Here is a 19,163-nt window from a genome sequence, read left to right as displayed (position 1 = left end):
CTTCCCCCTTCGTGACAATATCGCTTTGTTTGGATTTTAAAAGACGCCAGAGCAGACGTGAGCGTCGTGTGAAATATTAATCCATCATTCATCAGCGGCGAAAATTTATCATATCCGTAATGTGTTTCAATAGTTGTAGTAAGTCTTTGTATTGTTATGGAGTGGATGGGTGTTTTACGTAAGACGTTGAAATTTATACAATAATAATGGTATTTGAATATTTATCACACATTGAAGATTGTCTTTTATCATCTTTCATAGTGTCGGTCGAGATTTGCCGCGCAATGACTGTGCGGCTCATGAACTTGCAAAGTTCATACAGACAGGAGCTGAATGGATGGTTCGTATGATCCATTCAGCGCCCGGCAGATGGTTGAAGATGGGCCTACTGGAACATGCCCTTCGGCGTTTCATCTTTCAGGAAGGGCTCCACAAAGGCTTCCAGCAATTCCGGCTGCGTGATGATTGCGGTATGTGAGGTGGCGGGCATGACAGCAAGCCGTGAGGCTGATAGAGGCTTGCCCATATCGCCCATCGCGCCGCCGCCAAGCAGCCGGAACAGAGCCACGGAGTGTTCCAGTGTCGTCACGTCGGCATCAGCTGTGATAATCAGTACCGGCGCTTTGACCGCCTTGACATCCGTTCCCCATGCCATCGGTTCATGTTCAAGTGCGATCAGCTTTTTGACGAGGGCGGGAAAACCATCAGGATTGGCAGCAAGTTTGCGATATTCCTGAGCAAACGGCATTCCCACGAACATCTCGACACTCATCTGCGGAATGAAAGCCTTGTATTCAGGCTGAAAACCCTCGGCGTCATAGGCGGTGGACGCTGCCACCAGCCGCGTCACTTTATCCGGATGACGGATGGCAAGTTGCAGCCCGGCGCCGGCACCCATGGAATAACCGAAGACATCGGCTTTCTTGACGCCCACGGCATCCATGAACGCAGCAGTATCGTCAGCCAGGTTTGCATAGGTGATTGGCCGGTCGATATCATTGGTGCGTCCGTGACCCTGAAACTCCAGCGCATAGACTTTGTGGTTCTTGGCCAGCATCGGGATGATTTTGCCCATCGATGGAATATTCATATAGGCGCCATGCAGCACAATGAGCGGATCGCCGCTTCCGGAAACCTCGTAATAGATTTTCATACCGTTGACTTCGGCATAGGCGGACTTTGCCGCATCCTGTGCATGCGCCAGCGGTATTGCTGCTGCGATGAAGAACGCGCCGACGATTGCCTTGAATATTGAGTGTTTCATGATGGTTCCATCCCTTCAAATGTGGCTTGTAGCCCTAGGACGTTCGAGCCAAGCCCGATTCTACATTGCCTCAAAAATTTTTTGAAAACCGAAGATTTCTGTACGGGTTGCCACTGCATTAAGCGCTAGGACACGGGCTCGATCCGTCAGGCCATAACAAGCTTGAGCGCGATTTCATCGACAACTAGGGCTGTCGTGATATCCTGCTTCCATTGTCGTGCTTGAGAAGGTATGAGCCGCACATGTCCAGTTCATTATCGTCGCTCGAAAACGCCGCAAAATACCTCTCGCCGGAGGACAAGGCCCAGTTCCTGAAAATCAAGCGCGAGATGGAAAAAGCCGGTGCTTCCAGAAAAAGCATCGAGGAGCGTCTGCACGCCTTTATATGGGACGTAATTGAGTCCGATGACGAGGACGAAGATGATGATGAAGAGGCCGAATAAGGCCCTCTGGTTTTAGCGCTATCAATATCGCGCCGCTCTTACGTCAGCGGAATGGTCATTCCTGTCTTGACGCGGTCCATCACAACAACAGTGCGGAACCGTTTGACGTTGTGGTTGCCGAAGAACAGTCTGCGGGTCAGGGCTTCATATTCGGTCATGCTGGCAACGATGACCACCAGAATAAAATCAGCCTCGCCGGTAACATAGTAGCACTGCTGTACCTCCGCGGCAGCAGCAAAACTCTTTTTGGCCGCGTCAATCAGGTCGATACGCTCGCTCTCAACCTCAACTTCGACAAAAAGTGTGATGGGTTGCCCTACCTTTGCAGGATCAAGCACGGCGATATTTGCCTGAATAATGCCCGTTTCCTCCATGCGTTTGATACGGCGCTGCACAGCTGGCGCGGACAGATTGACCGCCTCGCCAATAACGCGCTGCGGCGTGGCATTATCCCTTTGCAGGATGTCGAGGATCGCAAGATCGAAGTGATCCAGATCATTTCCTCCTATCAATGATTTCTTTGCCATTGGATGTCTTTCACGAAACAAACTTGCACGAGTATGGTCAAATCAGAGCGCTTTTATCACCTGTATCGCAATATAAATACGCCAACCACAGGAGCGAAAGAGCAATGCTGATCCTCAACCAGCACCCCGACCACAACAAGCCACTCGATATAAGCGATGCGCAGACGCTTGGAGCAGAGGCGGCCAAAGAGGTTGAGCGGTTTTTATCCCATCGCGACAATCATGTGCCGACGCCACTCCATGCATTGCCAGGCCTTGCCGCAGAACTTGGCATTGCGGCGCTCCACGTCAAGGATGAGGGGCAGCGTCTTGGTCTTGGGAGTTTCAAGGCACTGGGCGGTTCTTACGCCGTCATCAGGCTTGTGCTTGAGGAAGCCAATCGCCAACTCGGGCGGATCGTTGATGTCAGCGAACTTCATACGCAAGAGGTGCGGGCCATAGCCAGTCGCATGACCTTCGGCTGCGCGACAGATGGCAATCACGGCAAGTCGGTTGCGGCAGGTGCGCGGCTTGTCGGCGCAAAATCAGCGATCTTCGTCCATGCCGGAGTGAGCGATGAAAGGGTGGCTGCCATTGCCCGTTATGGTGCCGAGATGATCCGGGTTGATGGCACCTATGATGATTCCATTCGCGAGTCCGCGCGGGTAAGCGAGGCGAAGGGCTGGACCGTTGTTTCAGATACATCATGGCCGGGTTATGAGCGCATTCCGGGGCTGGTGATGCAAGGATATACGGCCATCATTTGCGAGGCATTGCGTGATCTGCCTGAACTGCCAACCCATGTATTCGTGCAGGCAGGTGTGGGCGGTGTGGCTGCGGCTCTGGCGGGACATCTGGCACTTGTCTTCGGTGACAGGCGCCCCACCTTTATCGTGGTCGAGCCTGCACGCGCGGCCTGTATCTTTGCCAGTGCGGCGGCGGGTGAGGTAGTGAAAATTGCCCATGGTGAAGCAACTGTCATGGCGATGCTTGAATGTTATGAACCTTCGCCCGTGGCGTGGCGGGTTCTTACCCGTGCTGCCGATGCGTTTATGACGGTGGAAGAAGAAGGTGCCGTCCGCGCCATGAACCGGCTGGCCCGGCCGCTGGGCAACGATACGCCTGTTGTTGCCGGGGAAAGCGGTGGCGCTGGTCTTGCGGGATTATTTGCTGTCGCAGGAGATCAGGCGGTGCGTGAGGCCATTCATCTTGATAGCCATTCGCGCGTCTTCATCGTCAACACGGAGGGTGCCACAGATCCGGAGCTTTATACGCGCCTTGTGGGGCTTACGCCGCATGCGGTTATTGGCGAGGATGCCTAAGTTCTCTGGTCTCTGCCGGATTTGATAAAATCAACAAAAGCGCGCAGCGGCGTGGGCATGTGGTTGCGGCTTGGATAATAGAGAAAAGGTCCGGAAAAGCTCTGCCACCATTCCGGCATGACTGGGAGCAGCGCCCCGCTTGCGAGCCCCTCCTGCAGAAACTCTTCGAAGGTGCAGATAATACCCAGCCCCGCTATAGCCGCACCATATTCAAGCTCCATGGTGGAGGCGATCAATGGTCCTGTTGGATTGACCTTGACCAGTTCACCATCCCGCTCAAACTCCCAGGATGCGACCGCGCCGCTGGCAAAGCGGTGACGTATGCAGGCATGTTCAAGCAAATCCTTTGGATGCCGTGGCGTGCCGTGTTTTTCGATATAGGCAGGTGCTGCAACACAGATGAAGCGCTGTCTGCGCGGGCCGATGGGCACGGCAATCATGTCGAGTTCAATGCTTTCATCGTAGCGGATACCCGCATCAAAACCTGCCGCAAGCACATCGATGAATGTGTCATTGGTTGATACTTCAAGTGTGATGCCCGGATAGGCGGTGAGAAACGCGTTCACGATTGGCGAGAGGACGCGCTGTGCAACAATGCCGGGAACATTGAGCTTCAATGTTCCCGTCGGGCTGTCGCGAAAACTGTTGAGTGCATCAAGCGCTCCGGTGATTTCACCCAGTGCAGGCGTCAGCCGCTCGAGCAGCCGCATGCCCGCCTCTGTCGGTGTCACGCTGCGGGTGGTGCGGTTGAGCAGGCGAACACCCACCCGCTCCTCCAGACGCCTGATAGCATCGCTCAACGAGGAGGCGGATACACCGCGCAGCTTCGCGGCGCCGCGAAAGCTGCGTGAACTGGCCACGGCCACCAGCGCATCAAGATCGCTGAGATTGGGTTCAGTCATTGTCCGATTTTCCGTACAACCCGTGCATAATGAACTGGATTATCGCACAAACCGCTCCGGTTTATAAGAGCCTACCTGCCGCATGGTGTGCGGCAGCAAAAAGGAGTTCGATACGATGCAAATTCGTCCACTTGGTGCGACCGGCCCGCAAGTTTCCGCTTTGGGCCTTGGTTGCATGGGCATGTCCGGCATATACGGTCCTTCAGATCGGGCCGAGAGCATTGCAACCATTCACGCGGCACTTGAGGCAGGTATTAACCTGCTCGATACCGGCGATTTCTACAATATGGGCCACAACGAGCTGCTGATCAGCGAAGCACTCAAGGGCACAAAGCGCGATGATGCCATTCTCAGCGTCAAATTTGGTGCGCAGCGCGATCCGGCGGGTGGCTGGATAGGCTTTGATGCCAGACCCGCCGCTGTCAAAACGGCGCTTTCCTATTCGCTGCAACGGCTCGGTGTTGACTATATCGATATTTACCGTCCAGCCCGCCTCGATCCGAATGTGCCGATTGAAGAGACGATTGGTGCCATTGCCGAACTGGTGAAAGCCGGTTTTGTCAAACATATCGGCCTGTCCGAAGTTGGCCCGGAAACCATCCGCCGTGCCGCGGCGGTGCATCCGATTGTCGATCTTCAGATCGAATATTCGCTGATTTCGCGCAGTGTCGAAGATCGCATTCTTGCAACCTGCCGCGAGTTTGGCATTGGCATTACTGCTTATGGTGTCCTCTCGCGCGGCCTTATCAGCGGCCATTGGCAAAAAAATGCCACCGGCCCAACGGATTTCCGCAGCCATAGCCCGCGTTTTCAGGGCGAGAATGTCGACCGGAACCTGGCTCTGGTGGATGCCTTGCAGGAGATCGCCGCGGCCAAGGGAGTGACGGTTGCGCAGATTGCCATAGCCTGGGTTGCGGCACAGGGCGATGACATTATTCCGGTTGTGGGTGCCCGCCGTCGCGACCGCCTGACCGAAGCGCTTGGCGCGCTCGATGTGGTCCTGACAAGGGATGATCTTGATCGTATCGAACAGGCCGTACCGAAAGGTGCAGCTGCTGGTGATCGTTATGCCGCCGCGCAGATGGCGCATCTCGATAGTGAAGTGGGTGCCCATTAAGCACCAAAACAGACAGACTGACCGGCATTGGCCGGTCAGCTCTAATGAATGGCCGTATGTACCCGGCCATCATCCTGCGGCGCAAACGCATTGGCGATGCGTGAGCCGATAGTGTTTTCGATATTTTCGACATGTCTGATTTGCTTGCGAAAATCATCGAGCCGGTCGCCTTCCAGATCCGTGCCTGCAGGCAGCTGGGTGGCAGTCGGGTCGTAATATTTATCGCCCATGCGCAGCTCGTAATAGAGGTGCGGACCGGTGGAAAGACCGGTGGAACCAATATAGGCGATCACCTGACCCTGACTGACGCGCTGGCCAACCTTCAGCGACGGCGGTGTGCGCGAAATATGCGAATAGGTGGTGAAAAACCCGCCATCATGCTTGATGCGGACATATTTGCCATAGCCCGGCTCAAACGAGATCAACACCACTTCGCCATCGCCAGCCGCAAGAATGGGTGAGCCGAACGGCGCCGCATAGTCCACACCGTTGTGATGTTTGCGCACTTTCAAAATCGGGTGGGTGCGCCACGCAAAACCATCGCCAAGGCGCCCGTTTGGAACCGGATTTTTCATCAGCGTTTTGGAAGCGGACTGGCCGTCCTCATCGAAAAATTCCGCCTTGTTTCCCGGTGCCGCACGGTAATGATAAAACCGCTTCGTCTTGTCCTTCATGTTGAAGGTGACGGCAATCGGCTCGGATTCGCCTTTTTCATTGGTGCGGAAAACAAGCTCGACGGACTGGTCGAGCAGGGCAGCATCAGTGAGCTTGATGCCGTTTTCCTTGGCAAGCTCCAGAATGCGCGCCGCCATGCGGACGGGAACGTTCAGTTTTTCCAGCTGCTGCATGGCTGCCGGAAATTCCTTCTCGGCGGCCTGTGCCCGCTCATCCGTGGTGGTGTCAGGGTTTGCGGCATCAATACCGCCCGCATGTGCATCATGCGCCAGCCGCTCATACAGCCGCGGATTGTTGACGCGCTGGAGGATGCCACCATCGTCGCGCCCAAGATCATCAGGCGGGCTATCGTGCCGGAAGAGCCGTGCCATCAGCAGCCGTTCCGGGGCATCCTTGTGCGGCGCCTTTTCCAGAAGCAATTCAATCCGCTCTGGCGATTGATCATTGCTGGCACTCAGCGCAGTCTGCAATGCCACCCGGTCTTCGCTGGCCATATTGGCTGCGGCAAGCAGATTGTTGATGTCGCCGTCTTTGGTGGGCAGCGCAACCACCTGCTCGACGGCAGGTGCTGGCTGTACCTTTGCCGTACTGACATTGACAGGTGTTCCGCGCACAAGAATGCGCTCTTCACCAAGGCTTGCCAGCGCCACCGGCATGACAGCGGTTTTCGCCGTCTTGGTCTTTTCCGTCAGAATAGCCTTGAACGGATCGCCGCTGGCGCTGGCGAACCGCTGTTTGAGAACAGTGGTATGGCCGGGGCTACCTTGTTTGGGCACTTCGGTATCTGCACCAATTTTCACCTGATGGTAGGCGAATTTCTCGGTGGAACCATCCGCCTGGCTTTCAATCACCTTGGCGACGGGGATTGCCTGCGCGACAGCCGGTGGTGGTAAACGATCCCCCTTCGGGGCAGCTTCCGGCCGCCGCCGGGCCGGCGGCGCCGCTGTGGCAAGTGCGACTGGCGGACGCTTGCCCATCACGGTCAGAATCCCCGCGAACATGCCGGCAGACGCAATCGCGGCCAGTAAGATTGCAACCATAAAGCGTGCGTGGGTGAAAAATGAAAAGCGTATGATGCGCGAGATCTGGCTTGTGGCGCCAAACTTCTCGTTGATTGCAGGTTCAATTGTCTGTTCTGCGCTTGATCGCGTCATCAGGTCCCGTAGGCCATTTTTATCGTCCGCGAGCAGTTATTCCTTAACGTGGCAATATCGAGGCAAACATGGCTTTATCCCCAATAAACTGCCTTATATGTGCTCAACCCATGTCCGCCCCAACGCTCCTGACAGGAGGATGTCAGGAGCCATACAGTAGTGTTCATCTGTTCCGGAACGGGATTGGAATTCGATGAATGACGTTTGTAACGTGGCAGACCTGCCCGAATTTGAAGTCAGCGCATTGCTGGATACGGATGTCGTTTCCATGAGCAATGTGCGCTGCCATGGCCATTGCCGGCATCGCAGCGCCGAGGAGTGTACGTCCGCCACCCATCTCGTCTTCCCCTATCGCGGGCTCTATATCAGGCATGTCGGCAGCGAGCAGGCGGTGGCTGACGCCAACCATGTTCTGTTTTTCAATGCGGGCGAGGGCTATCAGGTTAGCCACCCCGTTGGCGGCGGTGACTCAAGCCTATCGATAACGCTATCCGAAACTGTCCTGCAGGAATTGGCCCCGGCGTCTCTGATCAAGAAGCGTGGCGAATTTGGTTTCCGCAGCCAGCACCAGCGCATTGACCCGCGTGCGCAGGCGCTGGTCGCGCTGCTGCGCCATCATCTGGAAAACGCCACGATAGAACCTCTGGAAGCTGAAAGCCTGCTGCTCACATTGGTGGCCCGTAGTCTTGGACCGCGCACCTCGCACGCGCCGCGCGCCACCTTTGCCCGCAGCCGTCTGGCGGACCGGGTCAAAGTGCTTTTGGCAAGTGATCTTTCCCGTCGCTGGACGCTGGCCGAAATTGCCGGGGAAATCGGCGGCTCGCCTGTGTACCTCACACAGGTGTTCCAACAGGTCGAAGGCATTCCGCTCTATCGCTATCACCTGCGTCTGCGCCTTGCCCGCGCGCTTGATCTTCTGGCTGGCTATGACGACCTTTCGGCCCTTGCGCTGGACCTGGGTTTCTCCAGCCACAGCCATTTCACGGCAGCCTTCCGGCAGGCCTATGGCCGCTCGCCAACCGCTTTTGCGCAATCGGCCCATTCCAAAAACAGCTAAAGATCTCGATAGCGGCAAAATGCCCGTGGTGGTCTCCTTGGTATGCCCGATTGGCGGGCGAAAAGGAGAAGTATCATGGCTGAGAGAACCTGTGCTGTCTGTGATGACAAGCTTGAGGCAACCGTCATCGAAGTCAAAATCGGCGACCAGACAGTCGAAGTCTGCTGCGAGGAATGCGCCGACAAGCTGCGCGAAGCGACAGCAAAATCCGCGTGAGGATGCAACCGGCAAAGACGGGGCGGGGGGTGAAACTCACCCCCGCCAAACCCACGCAACTCAGGAAACCAAAATGATGGAGGCCGATATGGCTGATATTGCGTCTTTCTTTTTCAGGCTGGCGAGCCACTGGCGCGCGGCGCGCACGTACCGGCACATCAATGAACTTCCTGATCATATCCTTGCGGATATTGGCTGGCCGGAAGCCTATTTCGAACGGCGCGTGAAGCACGCGGTCATGGACGAGATGTGCGAACCTGTTATCCGATCGTGTGACAACCCGGTGCTTTGGCGGCGCAGCCCGGGATAGAGGCTCGTGCTTTCCGCGCGCATACATCTGTGTTGAGGGCTGGCTTCTAACCGTCTTCTTTGGCTGTCCGGTCGCCCCACTCATCGGCTCGACTGTAGTCAACAAAACCGCGTTTACAATAGGAAGGGATGTTGGCTTGCCGGTAATGTTCCCGCATGAAATTCTGCCGATAATAAGAGCGCGCAGGGCAAAGCGGAGCGATTGCACTGATCAGGATTGCAGGGAACAGACCATATGAACACAGCCAGCGACGCCCGTTTCTGGGATCGAAGTTCGCGGAAATATGCCGCATCTGCGGTTTCGGATCAGGCCGGGTATGAGCGCACGCTTGACCGTACCCGCGCTTTGCTCGACCCCGCATGCCGCGTGTTGGAGCTGGGCTGCGGCACCGGAACAACGGCGCTGCAGCTTGCCGGTGGTGTGCAAAGCTATCTTGCCACTGACATCTCTGCCGAGATGATTGCGATTGCCAATGACAAGCACGTTGCCAATCCTCTCGCGGGACTGACCTTCCGCACGGCAACCGCCGAGACAATCACATCAGGGGCAGACCGGTTTGATGCGGTTCTGGGTTTCAACTATCTGCATCTGGTGCGAGACCTGCCCGGCACATTGCGCAGCATCCATGCCCTTCTTGATGCAAACGGCCTGTTCATCTCCAAAACCCCCTGTGTCGGGGAAATGAATCCGCTCATCCGACTGGCCCTGCCTGTGATGCGCGCTGTCGGCAAGGCTCCCTATGCCGGCATTTTCCGTATGGTAGAATTGACTGCTTTTATCAGCGAGGCAGGGTTCGATATTCTTGCCAGCGAAATCCACGCAACCAGCCGCAACGACAGCAGACCTTATATCGTGGCGCGCAAGAGATAACCGCAAGGATTGCGCCCAGTTCGCGCGCCCTACTCTTCAGAGCGGCTGGTGGACTCGCGATCGCGCTCATATCGTTTTGCCAGTGGAAATGGGGGCAACCAGGATTCGCGGCGGATGGTCCAAAGTTCATAGGTTGGTATAAACTGGTCGGGGGCATCAAGCGATCCCAGATTCACTTCGATCTCGTCGGCACTGCGGGCGAAAACCGGTGAACCGCAGCGCGGGCAGAAAAACCGCCCGGCATAATCGCGGGTTTCGCCCTCGATTGTCACCGCATCCTCAGGGAATATGGCCGAGGCGTGAAACAGCGCCCCATGATGCTTGCGGCAGTCGAGACAGTGACAAAGGCCAACCCGGTAGGGGCGTCCCGAAGCCACAATGCGGACGCTACCGCACAGGCAACCGCCGGTGAACAGGTCCATGCTGCGTCTCCTCCAAAAAGCAAACAGGCCGGATATTTACCCGCATATTTACAATGAACAGTCGCCACATGGCAATGACAGCCGCGCGCGGCGGCGCGGCTGTAGGGCCGGTAAAGCGATGCCGCGCTTACGCCTCCGCTTTGCGATAGGCAGTGACGACAAGCCAGATTGCGGACAGCAGGAAGTAGAACGCGCCGAATGCCGCATAGGGAGCAATGTCGAGAATTGTCGGCACGGTTACGCCGATGGATTGGCTGATCATGAAGCCGCCGGCGAGGGCGGACTGCGCGCCGCTCAGGATCATCGCCCATTGCGCGCCGTAGGAACGCCAGCGCTTTACCCCCGTATTGAGCTGCAGCAGACCCGAAAAGATCGCCCAGACGCCGAACACGGCCAGAACCGCATACATGCTGCTGCTGACAGCCGCGATGACGGCGAGCGTCGTTACGGTGCTGACCGCGACATTCAACGCCTGAGACCGGTTGGCCTGCAAGCCGCCATTGCTCTTGGCGTCAACCAGATTGGCAAGGGCGTCCCATGCCGGATAAATGACGAGCAGAAGCGCGGCGAGATTGGCCTGCGCGCTGAAGAGAATGGCGGCGGCAACCCAGGCGACCGAGAATATGGCGCGTGTGAGATAATAGGACCACAGCCAATTGGACTGGGTTGAAGACTGGCTTTGCATCGGTAAATTCCCTGTTAAAATCTACCTACCAGTAGGAAGGTTGTGCCGCAGAGTCAACCCGCTGCCTGAACACCTCATTGTGAGAAGCGCAAGCGCTGGCGAGGCTTGACATCCGGCCTACCAGAAGGTAGGTGGTGCTATGAAATCAACGGCTTCCACGTCAGAAAAGATTCTTGATGTCGCCCAGTCTCTCATTGTTGCGGGAGGCTATAACGGGTTCAGCTATGCCGATATCTCGGCGGCAATCGGCATCCGCAAGGCGAGTATCCACCATCATTTCCCGGCAAAGGCCGAGCTGGTCGCGGTGCTGGTGGATCGCTACAGGCGGCAGGCGGAAGCGGGGCTGAATGCGCTGCGCGAGCAGGTCGCAAGCCCCGCCGAACAACTGCAAGCCTATCTGAATTACTGGCAGACATGCATTCGCGATGCCTCGCAACCCTTCTGTGTCTGCGCGATGCTGGCTGGCGAGATGCAGATGCTGCCCGATGAGGTCGCATCCCGCGTTCGCAGCCATTTTCACAGTCTTGCGGCATGGCTTACCTTGGTGCTGCGCGCCGGAGCGGAGCAGGGCCTGTTCCGCTTGAACAGACAGCCCGAGGATGAGGCCCAGATGCTGCTGGCATCGGTCCATGGGGCAATGCTCTCGGCAAGGGCTTTAGGCGATCCTGAACTGTTCAGCACAATCGTCACCACCCAGCTTGCCAAGCTGACAAAATAGTCAGCGCACGGCTACCGGTGGAGGCATGGTCTGGCACGGCCATCGCCCATGCCAGATTACCCCATAAACGCTTTGAGCATTTTGGCAGCGCGATCAAGCTGTTCATCATTCATGCGCGAAAGCGTTCGATGAATATCCGTTAGAAGCCGCGCGCGCTCGCCTGTACCCGGCACGGTGCCAGCCCCGAACAGAACCGGCGTCGGCACATTGAGTGCTGACGCGATCTTATCAGCGGTGTCAAAAAGCGGCGCGGCTTTTCCCAGCTCGATCTTGCCGATGGTTTCGCGCGAAATGCCCGTTTTCTCCGAAAGCTGTTCAAGGGTCCAGCCCTTGGCCTTCCGGTGATGGCGTACATTCGCGCCAAAAAGACGTTGAAGTTCCATTTGCGCACCTCTTGTGAGACAGAGGCGGCAACCAGATGCTCAAATCGAGAAATGAGAGCTTTTCATTCTCATAATTGAGAAGTATATCATCTCATACTGATCGGATAGGATGCTGAGGTTTAATTCTTTGATGGTATTCGATGTTCTTTTCAAAGCCGCGATCTGGTTTGTTATCGCCTTTTGCGGCGGCCAAGTGCTCATATTCATAAGCTTGGTTTTATGGGCTGTTTGGAAAAGCACCATTGAGCCACGACTAATCCCCGCAAGTGAAATCGATAGCGTTGCGGAAGACATCATTGCCAACCACCGCGATCCCGAGGGCGAAGCTTTTGCCCGCCACCACCGCGCATGGCGTCGCTGCGATGGAGCCGAGCAGACCTATTGGTACCGTGTGCGGAAGGCTATCAGGCGGCAGCTGACTGGAATTTGATCAAATTATTTTAGAAGACGGGTTTTCCCTGCCCAAGACCAGCCCATTTCGACCAATTTCACCGCGAACCATAACGGGGAATGTGGGGAGGAATTAGGCCTATCTCATCTCTTGACACATCATTAATTGCCAACTTAGCCTTATTTAGTTCTGAAGCAGCTCGTTGAGCAGACCCTGAACTAATCGCCAATCTTCCGAACCTAAGTCGCGCATCTTCTGAGTGATGCGAGTTCTGAATGCAGACTCAGACATCTTCATTTCTGATCGCTTATAAAGGTCAGAAAGCAGTTGTTTTCCATCACAAAGATCACGCCATTTAGCCTCCCAAATCAACGAAATCTCCGATTTCCGTTGCTGAGCAGCTGCAATAAAGGTCTCGGTCCATTTCGACTGTTCAACGTCAGGGATAGAAGCACGTGCAGCCGACATCCGAGCGAACAACTTACCTGCAATAACGTCTAGGCCCGTATCAGAGACATCATTCTTAAATAGCGAGGAGTTTTTGTATCCTAGAGAATTATACTCGTCCCTTGCTGCAATAGCGTCGATCTGCGAGAAAGCAAGGTCGCGAAGGAGTTTGTGAACATCACCTTCACTGCCAATTGGATGTCGAGTGGCGCTTTCATCCTTTAGAATTTCAGATATCACATCTGAATCAAGCATATAGTTTTCAATAGATCGACGCTTCCACTGCATCACCTTTACTGCGGTCGAGCTTACCAAGTTCGTCAGTTCATCATCTCTGTCAAAAATAAGGTAGATTGGTGCAACCTGCTGCCCCTTTTTTTCGAGCTCTTGTAAATGTGAAATGGTCTTTTCAATTTCACGTCTCCCGCCACGGTCCGTAATCTTCAGTTTTCTGGTAATCTCGGGGAACGCAGTCTCCAAGAATGCAACATCGTCGTCACCTTCAACCAGAATAGTGCCTTCATACAAAAGTGACTCACTTACCGAGGTTCCCAGCCTATGAAGGGCGTCGGCATACTCGTCTAGTGCTCTCTTACCGACCTTCGTAATATCTGATGCAGACTTCAAATGAAGTAATGCGCAATCATCACTTGAGAATGCGCCAGATAATATTTCAGGGGAATGAGTGCACATAATGAACTGGATATTACGAGGTTTCGAATATTGATTGAGCATAAACGGCAAAATATCTCGGCTTACAGCAGGATTTAAGTGCAATTCCGGCTCATCAAATAGGGCGATACCATTGTCAGAAACTGATTTTGCGACAATAAGGAAAGTAAGGGCGATATTTTTCTCGCCGCTGCTTAGGCTATCCAGCTCAATAAGGCGGCCAGTTGACTTTTCTTCCGTCATTACGGAAAGAAGGCCAAGCTCATTCACCTGTATTCTGTTTAAGCTTCGCCCTTTAAGTAATTTAGAGAATATCGTTTCGAATTCTTGTCTAACAGTTTCTCTCTCTAATTCGTCAATAACAAGAGAGTTGATAATCAGGTTTTTCAATCTCTGATACTTTATTTGAGGCTGGGAATTATGCATCTCTAGTTGCTGCTGAGAATCGGGGCCTCCCAATTGAAGGGTGGCCTCGCCCATCGGCAAAGCCCGGTCTGCTGGAAAATATGAAAACGTTGAAAGTGACGGTGGAAGCCGTTGGTCCAGAAACCCTATAAGTGGGCCGGCTAGCGGATCGGTCACAGCTATTTGCCCAGTTACCCCATTTAAAGCCACTCCAAGCGTCAATGTTGGTTCAACATCCAATCGACCCATTAGACCCGTTAACTCCGTCGTAGCGGCCATTGTAGCAGCAACTCCTTGTGGAGACTGCAAGAATTGCACAAGCATCGCCGGATTGGAAAAATTCTGACCTAACCGAGAAGCGACTAGATTTTGAACCACCTCAGGGAGAAACTGTTTGGCGGTTTGTATTTCCTCTTTTGTCAAAGTGTAAGTGCAACGGACCTCTATTGTTTGAGACTGGTCTCTTGCCAAGCTATTAAGAAACAACCTTTGGGGGAAATGAGGTGAAGCCGCACCTAACGAAATAAGAACCTGTAGTGGTTCCTGCTGAGTCCTTGGAGCAGCAATTGCTTTCGTCACGCGGATTGCCTGAAGGATTGTCGTTTTGCCGACGCCATTTGGACCCACGATCACATTTATATACTGATTTAAAGATACACTTAGATCGGAGATTGCTCGGAAGTTTTTTATGACTAAGTGGCTGATATACATTTATTTCCCCGGCTTGTTCACTTTGCGTGTGAAGTTGCCCGGAAAGAAGACAGTGTACAAGTAGAAACCTGTGATTTTCACTATTTAATAAAGTGGGAGTTTAAGTGACAGTATTAGTCCGTGTCTAACGACCAGATGGCTTGTTCTAAGCTCATTCGTTGAACATCCAATCTCGCGTGAAAAAACTGGTGCCGCTTCCCGGAATCGAACCGAGGACCCCATCATTACGAATGATGTGCTCTACCAACTGAGCTAAAGCGGCGGGGAAGGGACTTCCCGATCCTTGCGCCCGGCCCGTCAAAAACACGCCGGAGGATGACGCGCCTGATAGCGTTATTGCACCCGAATTGCAAGCCTCGTCATAACAGCTTTTAGCGCGAGCCACTAAAATTTCTGTCCTTCAACCAGCGTGGGATAACTGGATTGGGGTGTTCTGTTTTGCCGATCAGCAAGGGGGCAAGGGCGGTTAATCCTGTCGGTGGAAAGAGGGCGGGGATATTGATTGGGGTGGGCATGTTGTATGGTGCGTGGTTCGCCCTTCGGCAAGCTCAGGAAGCTCACCATGAGGGAGATTGGAGATGCAATGCTAATCGCCAAGGTTGCAGAATTTAGCTCCGCCACCCCACCCATCTCCGTCCTTGTGGGGAGGGACATACCCCTACCCGTCATCCTCGGGTCAAGCCCGAGGATGACCGAGATGGGTGGGGTGGCGGAGCTAAATTCTGCGACCCTTGCGATTAGCATTGCATCTCCAATCTCCCTCATGGTGAGCTTCCTGAGCTTGCCGAAGGGCGAACCACGCACCACGCCCCACGCACCATCCCACACCCGTGTTTGCGTTACCTCGTGCTCACCACAATCACCGCGTAGCGGCAGGGTTCATCCGATTCATTGGCAAACACACAGTCGCTGGGGGCGCCAAGTTCCAGGCAATCGCCCTGTTCCATCTGATGAAACGTTTCACCCTCGGTAAAACTGAGTGTGCCGTGCAAAACCCAGATCAGATGCCGCTGGAAAACATAAGAAGAGGCGGGGAGCGCCACCCGCGCCTTTGCCGGCAGATCGATATGCACCACATCCACAGGCAGGTCCGAAGCGGGGGAGACGTGGCGGCGGGTATAGCCGCTGTCCGGGTCGATCCACAGCGGTTGGTCCTTGTGGCGCAACAGGCGTCCCTCCTGCATTTCGGCGCGCGCCATCAGCGTTGACATGCTCAGGCCAAAGGCACCGGAAAAACGCGCCATCAGCATGGCCGTCGGGCTGCTCTGGCCGCGCTCCACCTTGTTGATCATGGCGCGCGACACGCCGGATTTTTCCGCAAGCTCCGTCAGGGACCAGCCGCGCGCCTCGCGTTCGATCCTGATGCGGGCACCGATTTTCGCATCGACATTATCTATTTTATGAGACATATTGAAACTATAGTAGACAGACCGGAAGGATGCAAGTTGTGATTGTGCGTGAGGCCAGTGAAGGTGATTTACCTGCCATTCTCGAAATTTATAATGATGCGGTGGCGAACACACTGGCGATCTGGAACGAAACGCAGGTGGATCTTGCCAACCGCAGGGCATGGATGGCGGACAGGCAATCCAGGGGGTTTCCGGTGCTCGTCAGTGTAGATGAGGCAGGAAATGTCACCGGCTATGCCTCATTTGCCGATTGGCGCACCTTTGATGGTTATCGCCACACGGTGGAGCATTCGGTTTATGTCAACAAAACAGCGCGGGGCGGCGGCATTGGCAAGGCGCTGATGCTGGCGTTGATCGACAGGGCCCGCGCGCTTGGCAAGCATGTGATGGTTGCCGGAATTGAATCCGGCAACGAAGCGTCCATCCGCCTGCATGAAAAATTGGGCTTTCAGAGCGTTGGCCATATGCCTGAAGTGGGCACCAAATTCGGCAAATGGCTTGATCTGACATTTATGCAGATCACGCTCGACAGGGATGCACCGCGTTAGAACATCGCCCCCAATGGACAGTAGGATGTTCTAGGCGGCGCAAAGCTTGGCTTTCGCCTCGCGATATTCGCGCTCCAGCCTGTCAACGAGATCGCCAGCGCCGACGATTTCCTTGATGGCACCGATGCCCTGACCGCAACCCCAGATGTCTTTCCACGCCTTGGCGCCTGTGGTTGCCGCTTCAAAATCCATCTTGGATGGATCGGCTTCCGGCAGGTGATCCGGGTCCATGCCTGAATTGGTGATGGATGGCTTCAGGTAATTGCCGTGGATGCCGGTGAAATAATTGGAATAGACAATATCCGACGAGGCGGAATCGACAATCATCTGCTTATAGCCGTCGACAGCCCGCGCTTCGGTCGTCGCAATGAAGGGCGAGCCGATATAGGCAAGATCAGCGCCCATCGCCTGCGCCGCCAGCACCGCCTTGCCGGTGGCAATGGCGCCTGAGAGCAGCAGCGGCCCGTCAAACCATTCGCGGATTTCCTGAATGAGCGCGAAGGGTGAGAGCGGCCCCGCATGGCCGCCAGCACCGGCAGCAACGGCAATCAGCCCGTCCGCACCCTTGCGGATAGCCGAATTGGCATGGCGGTTGTTGATAATGTCATGCAGCACGATCCCGCCATAGGAATGGATGGCCGCATTGACTTCGGGCACCGCGCCAAGGGAGGAAATGACAATCGGCACCTTATACTTCACGCACATCGACAGATCATGTTCCAGCCGCTTGTTGGAGCGGTGGACGATCTGGTTGACGGCGAAGGGCGCGGCGGGACGATCCGGGTTCTTGGCGTCGTGGTCGCGCAGGCCCTCGGTGATCTCGGCCAGCCATTCGTCGAGTTGAGCTTCGGGACGGGCATTGAGGGCCGGGAAGGAACCGACAACGCCGGCCTTGCATTGCGCCAGCACAAGCGCTGGATGCGAAATGATGAACAGCGGCGCACCAACAACAGGAATGCGCAGCTTCTTCGTCAGGATTTCGGGCAATGCCATGTTTTTCCTCCCATGGAACAAATTTTGACGTTTCCGTAAACGTAACTCTTTTTAGCAGACCGCGTGCCGTGATCAAGCGAAAGGTTGTGGCTGATGTTCCCGCGTGATCAAAGCCACGTGACCGGGCGCGCTCCAGCGTCAGTAAAGATGATCCGGGTGCCTCACCGCAAGGGCTATCGCATCGGCAACCTCATCCTGCCGCTCGCGCAAGATGCTGGTGGCAACGCGGATATGGGGTGACGGGTTCACCACATATTTGCGGCCGATGCCGACAGCGATGCCTCTTGCGGCAAGTGTCACCAGCGCAAACTGCTCCGATGCAACGGGAACCCACAGGCTGAACCCTTCGCCCCCCGCCAGATGAACGCTGCGTTCCCGCAGCGCCTGCATCAGCCCATCGCGCCGTTGCCGATAGATCGCCTTTGCCTGCTGCAAGCTCGCCTGCGTTGCGTCATCATTGATAAGGAACGCAACGGCTGATTGCAGCACACGGCTGGTCCAGCCCGCGCTAAAACTGCGGTAAGATTGAATCTGTTCGACAATCCGCGTCGAGCTTGAGAGAACCGCAAGCCGCAGATCGGGACCGAGTGATTTCGAGTAGGAGACAATATGGATGACCCGGCCCGGAAAACGATCGCCCAGACTGATCGGGGGCAGAGACGAGATATCGCCTACACCGTCATCCTCAATAATAAGCGTGTCACTGTCGGCAAGCACATCGCCAAGCGCGGCAAATCTGTCATGGCTGACACCGCGCCCTGTTACCGCATGGGTGCGTGGCTGGAAGAGGAAAGCGGCGGGCTTGCGCATGAGAACTTCGGCAAGGGCCTCCGGTAATGGCCCGTTTTCATCGCATGCGACGGGCAATATGTAAGCGCCGAGGTCCTCAAGAATATCGAGAAGCCGAAGAGCGGTCGGCTCTTCAATCGCCACGAATGACCCCGGCATAACGAGCGCGTGCAAAAGCGCATAGACCGCATTGTAGCCGCCATTGGTGGCAAGAAATGCCTCCGGTTTATAGGGCCAGTTTGGTGCAACGGCAGCCTGCAATTCGGGGAGGATGGGAACGCGCTCATAACTGTTGAGTGCTTCTGCTGTCGCTCCATGTTGCAATGCTTCTGCCAATGGCGGAAGCAGCCTGACATCGGGGGATGCGATGGCAAGGTTGAGCACGCCATCGCCGTAATCGCCTGAACTGGCCAGCCGCAGGGGCTTTGGCGCGATGCGGTCGCCGCTGACCCATGTGCCGTTGCGCCCGCGCCCGGTGATGATCTTCTGCCGCCGCAATTCGCTCCAGGCTTCCGAGACCGTGGCTGGGCTGACGCCGAGTGTGTAGGCGAGGTCGCGGATAGCAGGCAGTTTGGTGCCCACGGGTATGGCCCCCGCGCGGATGAGCGCGCTGGTCTCAACGGCGATGCCGCGCATCGTTCGGTCACTCAATTTCTCGGCAAACCACTGAACGGAGGCCAATTCGCTCATTTCTGTCCCTCTTTTAAATGTTCAGTAACGTAAAAGCATTTGATCAGTCAATAATGAACATTTA

General features: G+C 55.4%; 20 protein-coding genes, 1 tRNA gene and 1 pseudogene. 10 read left to right on the top strand and 12 right to left on the bottom strand.

Features of this window, described 5'->3' with window-relative positions:
* Positions 1-385: 385 nt before the first annotated feature.
* The gene (locus FHW17_RS00275) at positions 386-1,153 is read right to left on the bottom strand and encodes an alpha/beta hydrolase (protein WP_348643705.1); all 768 of its coding nucleotides are present in this window, start codon (positions 1,151-1,153) and stop codon (positions 386-388) included.
* Between the two features lie 353 nt (positions 1,154-1,506).
* On the opposite strand from FHW17_RS00275, the gene FHW17_RS00270 reads away from it, so the two are divergent.
* A complete protein-coding gene (locus FHW17_RS00270) occupies positions 1,507-1,707 on the top strand; it encodes a hypothetical protein (protein ID WP_182508971.1) in 201 nt (66 codons plus the stop codon).
* A gap of 38 nt (positions 1,708-1,745) precedes the next feature.
* On the opposite strand, the gene FHW17_RS00265 is transcribed toward FHW17_RS00270, so the two are convergent.
* Positions 1,746-2,234, bottom strand: a complete 489-nt coding sequence (locus FHW17_RS00265; RefSeq protein ID WP_112528738.1) for an Lrp/AsnC family transcriptional regulator — start codon at positions 2,232-2,234, stop codon at positions 1,746-1,748.
* Positions 2,235-2,338: 104 nt separating this feature from the next.
* Between FHW17_RS00265 and FHW17_RS00260 the strand changes: the two genes are divergently transcribed.
* Positions 2,339-3,535, top strand: a complete 1,197-nt coding sequence (locus FHW17_RS00260) for a diaminopropionate ammonia-lyase (RefSeq protein ID WP_182508970.1) — start codon at positions 2,339-2,341, stop codon at positions 3,533-3,535.
* Here FHW17_RS00260 and FHW17_RS00255 read toward each other — a convergent pair.
* Positions 3,532-4,437 carry a LysR family transcriptional regulator gene (locus FHW17_RS00255; RefSeq protein ID WP_112528742.1) on the bottom strand — a complete coding sequence of 302 codons (906 nt, stop codon included), beginning with the start codon at positions 4,435-4,437 and terminating at the stop codon, positions 3,532-3,534. The two genes, FHW17_RS00260 and FHW17_RS00255, sit on opposite strands and share 4 nt — an antisense overlap.
* A 115-nt stretch (positions 4,438-4,552) precedes the next feature.
* On the opposite strand from FHW17_RS00255, the gene FHW17_RS00250 reads away from it, so the two are divergent.
* The gene (locus FHW17_RS00250) at positions 4,553-5,554 is read left to right on the top strand and encodes an aldo/keto reductase (protein WP_182508969.1); all 1,002 of its coding nucleotides are present in this window, start codon (positions 4,553-4,555) and stop codon (positions 5,552-5,554) included.
* A 41-nt stretch (positions 5,555-5,595) separates the two neighbouring features.
* On the opposite strand, the gene FHW17_RS00245 is transcribed toward FHW17_RS00250, so the two are convergent.
* Entirely contained in the window at positions 5,596-7,383 is a 1,788-nt protein-coding gene (locus FHW17_RS00245; protein ID WP_182508968.1) for a M23 family metallopeptidase, read from the bottom strand.
* A gap of 220 nt (positions 7,384-7,603) precedes the next feature.
* On the opposite strand from FHW17_RS00245, the gene FHW17_RS00240 reads away from it, so the two are divergent.
* The 4 genes from FHW17_RS00240 (at position 7,604) to FHW17_RS00225 (ending at position 9,836) form a co-directional block, all read left to right on the top strand.
* Complete coding sequence (locus tag FHW17_RS00240) at positions 7,604-8,440, top strand: AraC family transcriptional regulator (protein WP_210275794.1); 837 nt, start codon at positions 7,604-7,606, stop codon at positions 8,438-8,440.
* Between the two features lie 75 nt (positions 8,441-8,515).
* On the top strand, positions 8,516-8,656 hold the full coding sequence (locus tag FHW17_RS00235) for a hypothetical protein (protein WP_175540748.1): 141 nt from the start codon (positions 8,516-8,518) through the stop codon (positions 8,654-8,656).
* Between the two features lie 73 nt (positions 8,657-8,729).
* Positions 8,730-8,966: a DUF1127 domain-containing protein gene (locus FHW17_RS00230; RefSeq protein ID WP_113096669.1), complete on the top strand. Its 237-nt coding sequence runs from the start codon at positions 8,730-8,732 to the stop codon at positions 8,964-8,966.
* A gap of 234 nt (positions 8,967-9,200) precedes the next feature.
* Entirely contained in the window at positions 9,201-9,836 is a 636-nt protein-coding gene (locus FHW17_RS00225; protein WP_182508967.1) for a class I SAM-dependent methyltransferase, read from the top strand.
* Between the two features lie 29 nt (positions 9,837-9,865).
* Here FHW17_RS00225 and FHW17_RS00220 read toward each other — a convergent pair whose 3' ends face one another.
* A complete protein-coding gene (locus tag FHW17_RS00220) occupies positions 9,866-10,258 on the bottom strand; it encodes a GFA family protein (RefSeq protein ID WP_182508966.1) in 393 nt (130 codons plus the stop codon).
* Between the two features lie 127 nt (positions 10,259-10,385).
* Positions 10,386-10,943, bottom strand: coding sequence for a DUF308 domain-containing protein (locus FHW17_RS00215; RefSeq protein ID WP_182508965.1), 558 nt, complete (start codon positions 10,941-10,943; stop codon positions 10,386-10,388).
* A gap of 139 nt (positions 10,944-11,082) precedes the next feature.
* Here FHW17_RS00215 and FHW17_RS00210 point away from each other — a divergent pair, with 139 nt between their 5' ends.
* A complete protein-coding gene (locus FHW17_RS00210) occupies positions 11,083-11,661 on the top strand; it encodes a TetR/AcrR family transcriptional regulator (RefSeq protein WP_182508964.1) in 579 nt (192 codons plus the stop codon).
* A 254-nt stretch (positions 11,662-11,915) separates the two neighbouring features.
* On the opposite strand, the pseudogene FHW17_RS25425 reads toward FHW17_RS00210, so the two are convergent.
* Positions 11,916-12,044, bottom strand: a pseudogene (locus FHW17_RS25425) (helix-turn-helix transcriptional regulator); the annotation flags it as partial.
* A gap of 130 nt (positions 12,045-12,174) precedes the next feature.
* Between FHW17_RS25425 and FHW17_RS25420 the strand changes: the two are divergent.
* Positions 12,175-12,474, top strand: coding sequence for a hypothetical protein (locus tag FHW17_RS25420; protein WP_348643699.1), 300 nt, complete (start codon positions 12,175-12,177; stop codon positions 12,472-12,474).
* A 144-nt stretch (positions 12,475-12,618) separates the two neighbouring features.
* On the opposite strand, the gene FHW17_RS00200 is transcribed toward FHW17_RS25420, so the two are convergent.
* The 3 genes from FHW17_RS00200 to FHW17_RS00190 all read right to left on the bottom strand — a co-directional run bounded on the left by FHW17_RS00200 (position 12,619) and on the right by FHW17_RS00190 (position 16,079).
* A complete protein-coding gene (locus tag FHW17_RS00200) occupies positions 12,619-14,670 on the bottom strand; it encodes an AAA family ATPase (protein ID WP_182508963.1) in 2,052 nt (683 codons plus the stop codon).
* 186 nt (positions 14,671-14,856) lie between these two features.
* Positions 14,857-14,932, bottom strand: a tRNA-Thr gene (locus FHW17_RS00195).
* 577 nt (positions 14,933-15,509) lie between these two features.
* The gene (locus FHW17_RS00190) at positions 15,510-16,079 is read right to left on the bottom strand and encodes an XRE family transcriptional regulator (RefSeq protein WP_182508962.1); all 570 of its coding nucleotides are present in this window, start codon (positions 16,077-16,079) and stop codon (positions 15,510-15,512) included.
* A gap of 38 nt (positions 16,080-16,117) precedes the next feature.
* Between FHW17_RS00190 and FHW17_RS00185 the strand changes: the two genes are divergently transcribed.
* Complete coding sequence (locus FHW17_RS00185; RefSeq protein WP_182508961.1) at positions 16,118-16,627, top strand: GNAT family N-acetyltransferase; 510 nt, start codon at positions 16,118-16,120, stop codon at positions 16,625-16,627.
* Between the two features lie 30 nt (positions 16,628-16,657).
* On the opposite strand, the gene FHW17_RS00180 is transcribed toward FHW17_RS00185, so the two are convergent.
* Entirely contained in the window at positions 16,658-17,620 is a 963-nt protein-coding gene (locus FHW17_RS00180) for a nitronate monooxygenase family protein (RefSeq protein WP_113096677.1), read from the bottom strand.
* A gap of 138 nt (positions 17,621-17,758) precedes the next feature.
* On the bottom strand, positions 17,759-19,099 hold the full coding sequence (locus FHW17_RS00175; RefSeq protein ID WP_182508960.1) for a PLP-dependent aminotransferase family protein: 1,341 nt from the start codon (positions 19,097-19,099) through the stop codon (positions 17,759-17,761).
* Between the last annotated feature and the right edge of the window lie 64 nt (positions 19,100-19,163).

This window comes from Phyllobacterium sp. P30BS-XVII, from assembly GCF_014138335.1.
GTDB lineage: Bacteria > Pseudomonadota > Alphaproteobacteria > Rhizobiales > Rhizobiaceae > Phyllobacterium > Phyllobacterium meliloti.
Note: the sequence above shows the minus strand (reverse complement) of the source record. Positions and strands in the feature narration are given on the sequence as shown.

Coding starts and splice junctions, on each gene's coding strand:
- FHW17_RS00230 (WP_113096669.1), top strand. CDS start 8,730: ATGATGGAGGCCGATATGGCTGATATTGCGTCTTTCTTTTTCAGGCTG.
- FHW17_RS00250 (WP_182508969.1), top strand. CDS start 4,553: ATGCAAATTCGTCCACTTGGTGCGACCGGCCCGCAAGTTTCCGCTTTG.
- FHW17_RS00220 (WP_182508966.1), bottom strand. CDS start 10,258: ATGGACCTGTTCACCGGCGGTTGCCTGTGCGGTAGCGTCCGCATTGTG.
- FHW17_RS00275 (WP_348643705.1), bottom strand. CDS start 1,153: ATGAAAATCTATTACGAGGTTTCCGGAAGCGGCGATCCGCTCATTGTG.
- FHW17_RS00245 (WP_182508968.1), bottom strand. CDS start 7,383: ATGACGCGATCAAGCGCAGAACAGACAATTGAACCTGCAATCAACGAG.
- FHW17_RS00175 (WP_182508960.1), bottom strand. CDS start 19,099: ATGAGCGAATTGGCCTCCGTTCAGTGGTTTGCCGAGAAATTGAGTGAC.
- FHW17_RS00190 (WP_182508962.1), bottom strand. CDS start 16,079: ATGTCTCATAAAATAGATAATGTCGATGCGAAAATCGGTGCCCGCATC.
- FHW17_RS00215 (WP_182508965.1), bottom strand. CDS start 10,943: ATGCAAAGCCAGTCTTCAACCCAGTCCAATTGGCTGTGGTCCTATTAT.
- FHW17_RS00235 (WP_175540748.1), top strand. CDS start 8,516: ATGGCTGAGAGAACCTGTGCTGTCTGTGATGACAAGCTTGAGGCAACC.
- FHW17_RS00200 (WP_182508963.1), bottom strand. CDS start 14,670: ATGTATATCAGCCACTTAGTCATAAAAAACTTCCGAGCAATCTCCGAT.
- FHW17_RS25420 (WP_348643699.1), top strand. CDS start 12,175: ATGGTATTCGATGTTCTTTTCAAAGCCGCGATCTGGTTTGTTATCGCC.
- FHW17_RS00260 (WP_182508970.1), top strand. CDS start 2,339: ATGCTGATCCTCAACCAGCACCCCGACCACAACAAGCCACTCGATATA.
- FHW17_RS00210 (WP_182508964.1), top strand. CDS start 11,083: ATGAAATCAACGGCTTCCACGTCAGAAAAGATTCTTGATGTCGCCCAG.
- FHW17_RS00180 (WP_113096677.1), bottom strand. CDS start 17,620: ATGGCATTGCCCGAAATCCTGACGAAGAAGCTGCGCATTCCTGTTGTT.
- FHW17_RS00225 (WP_182508967.1), top strand. CDS start 9,201: ATGAACACAGCCAGCGACGCCCGTTTCTGGGATCGAAGTTCGCGGAAA.
- FHW17_RS00270 (WP_182508971.1), top strand. CDS start 1,507: ATGTCCAGTTCATTATCGTCGCTCGAAAACGCCGCAAAATACCTCTCG.
- FHW17_RS00255 (WP_112528742.1), bottom strand. CDS start 4,437: ATGACTGAACCCAATCTCAGCGATCTTGATGCGCTGGTGGCCGTGGCC.
- FHW17_RS00265 (WP_112528738.1), bottom strand. CDS start 2,234: ATGGCAAAGAAATCATTGATAGGAGGAAATGATCTGGATCACTTCGAT.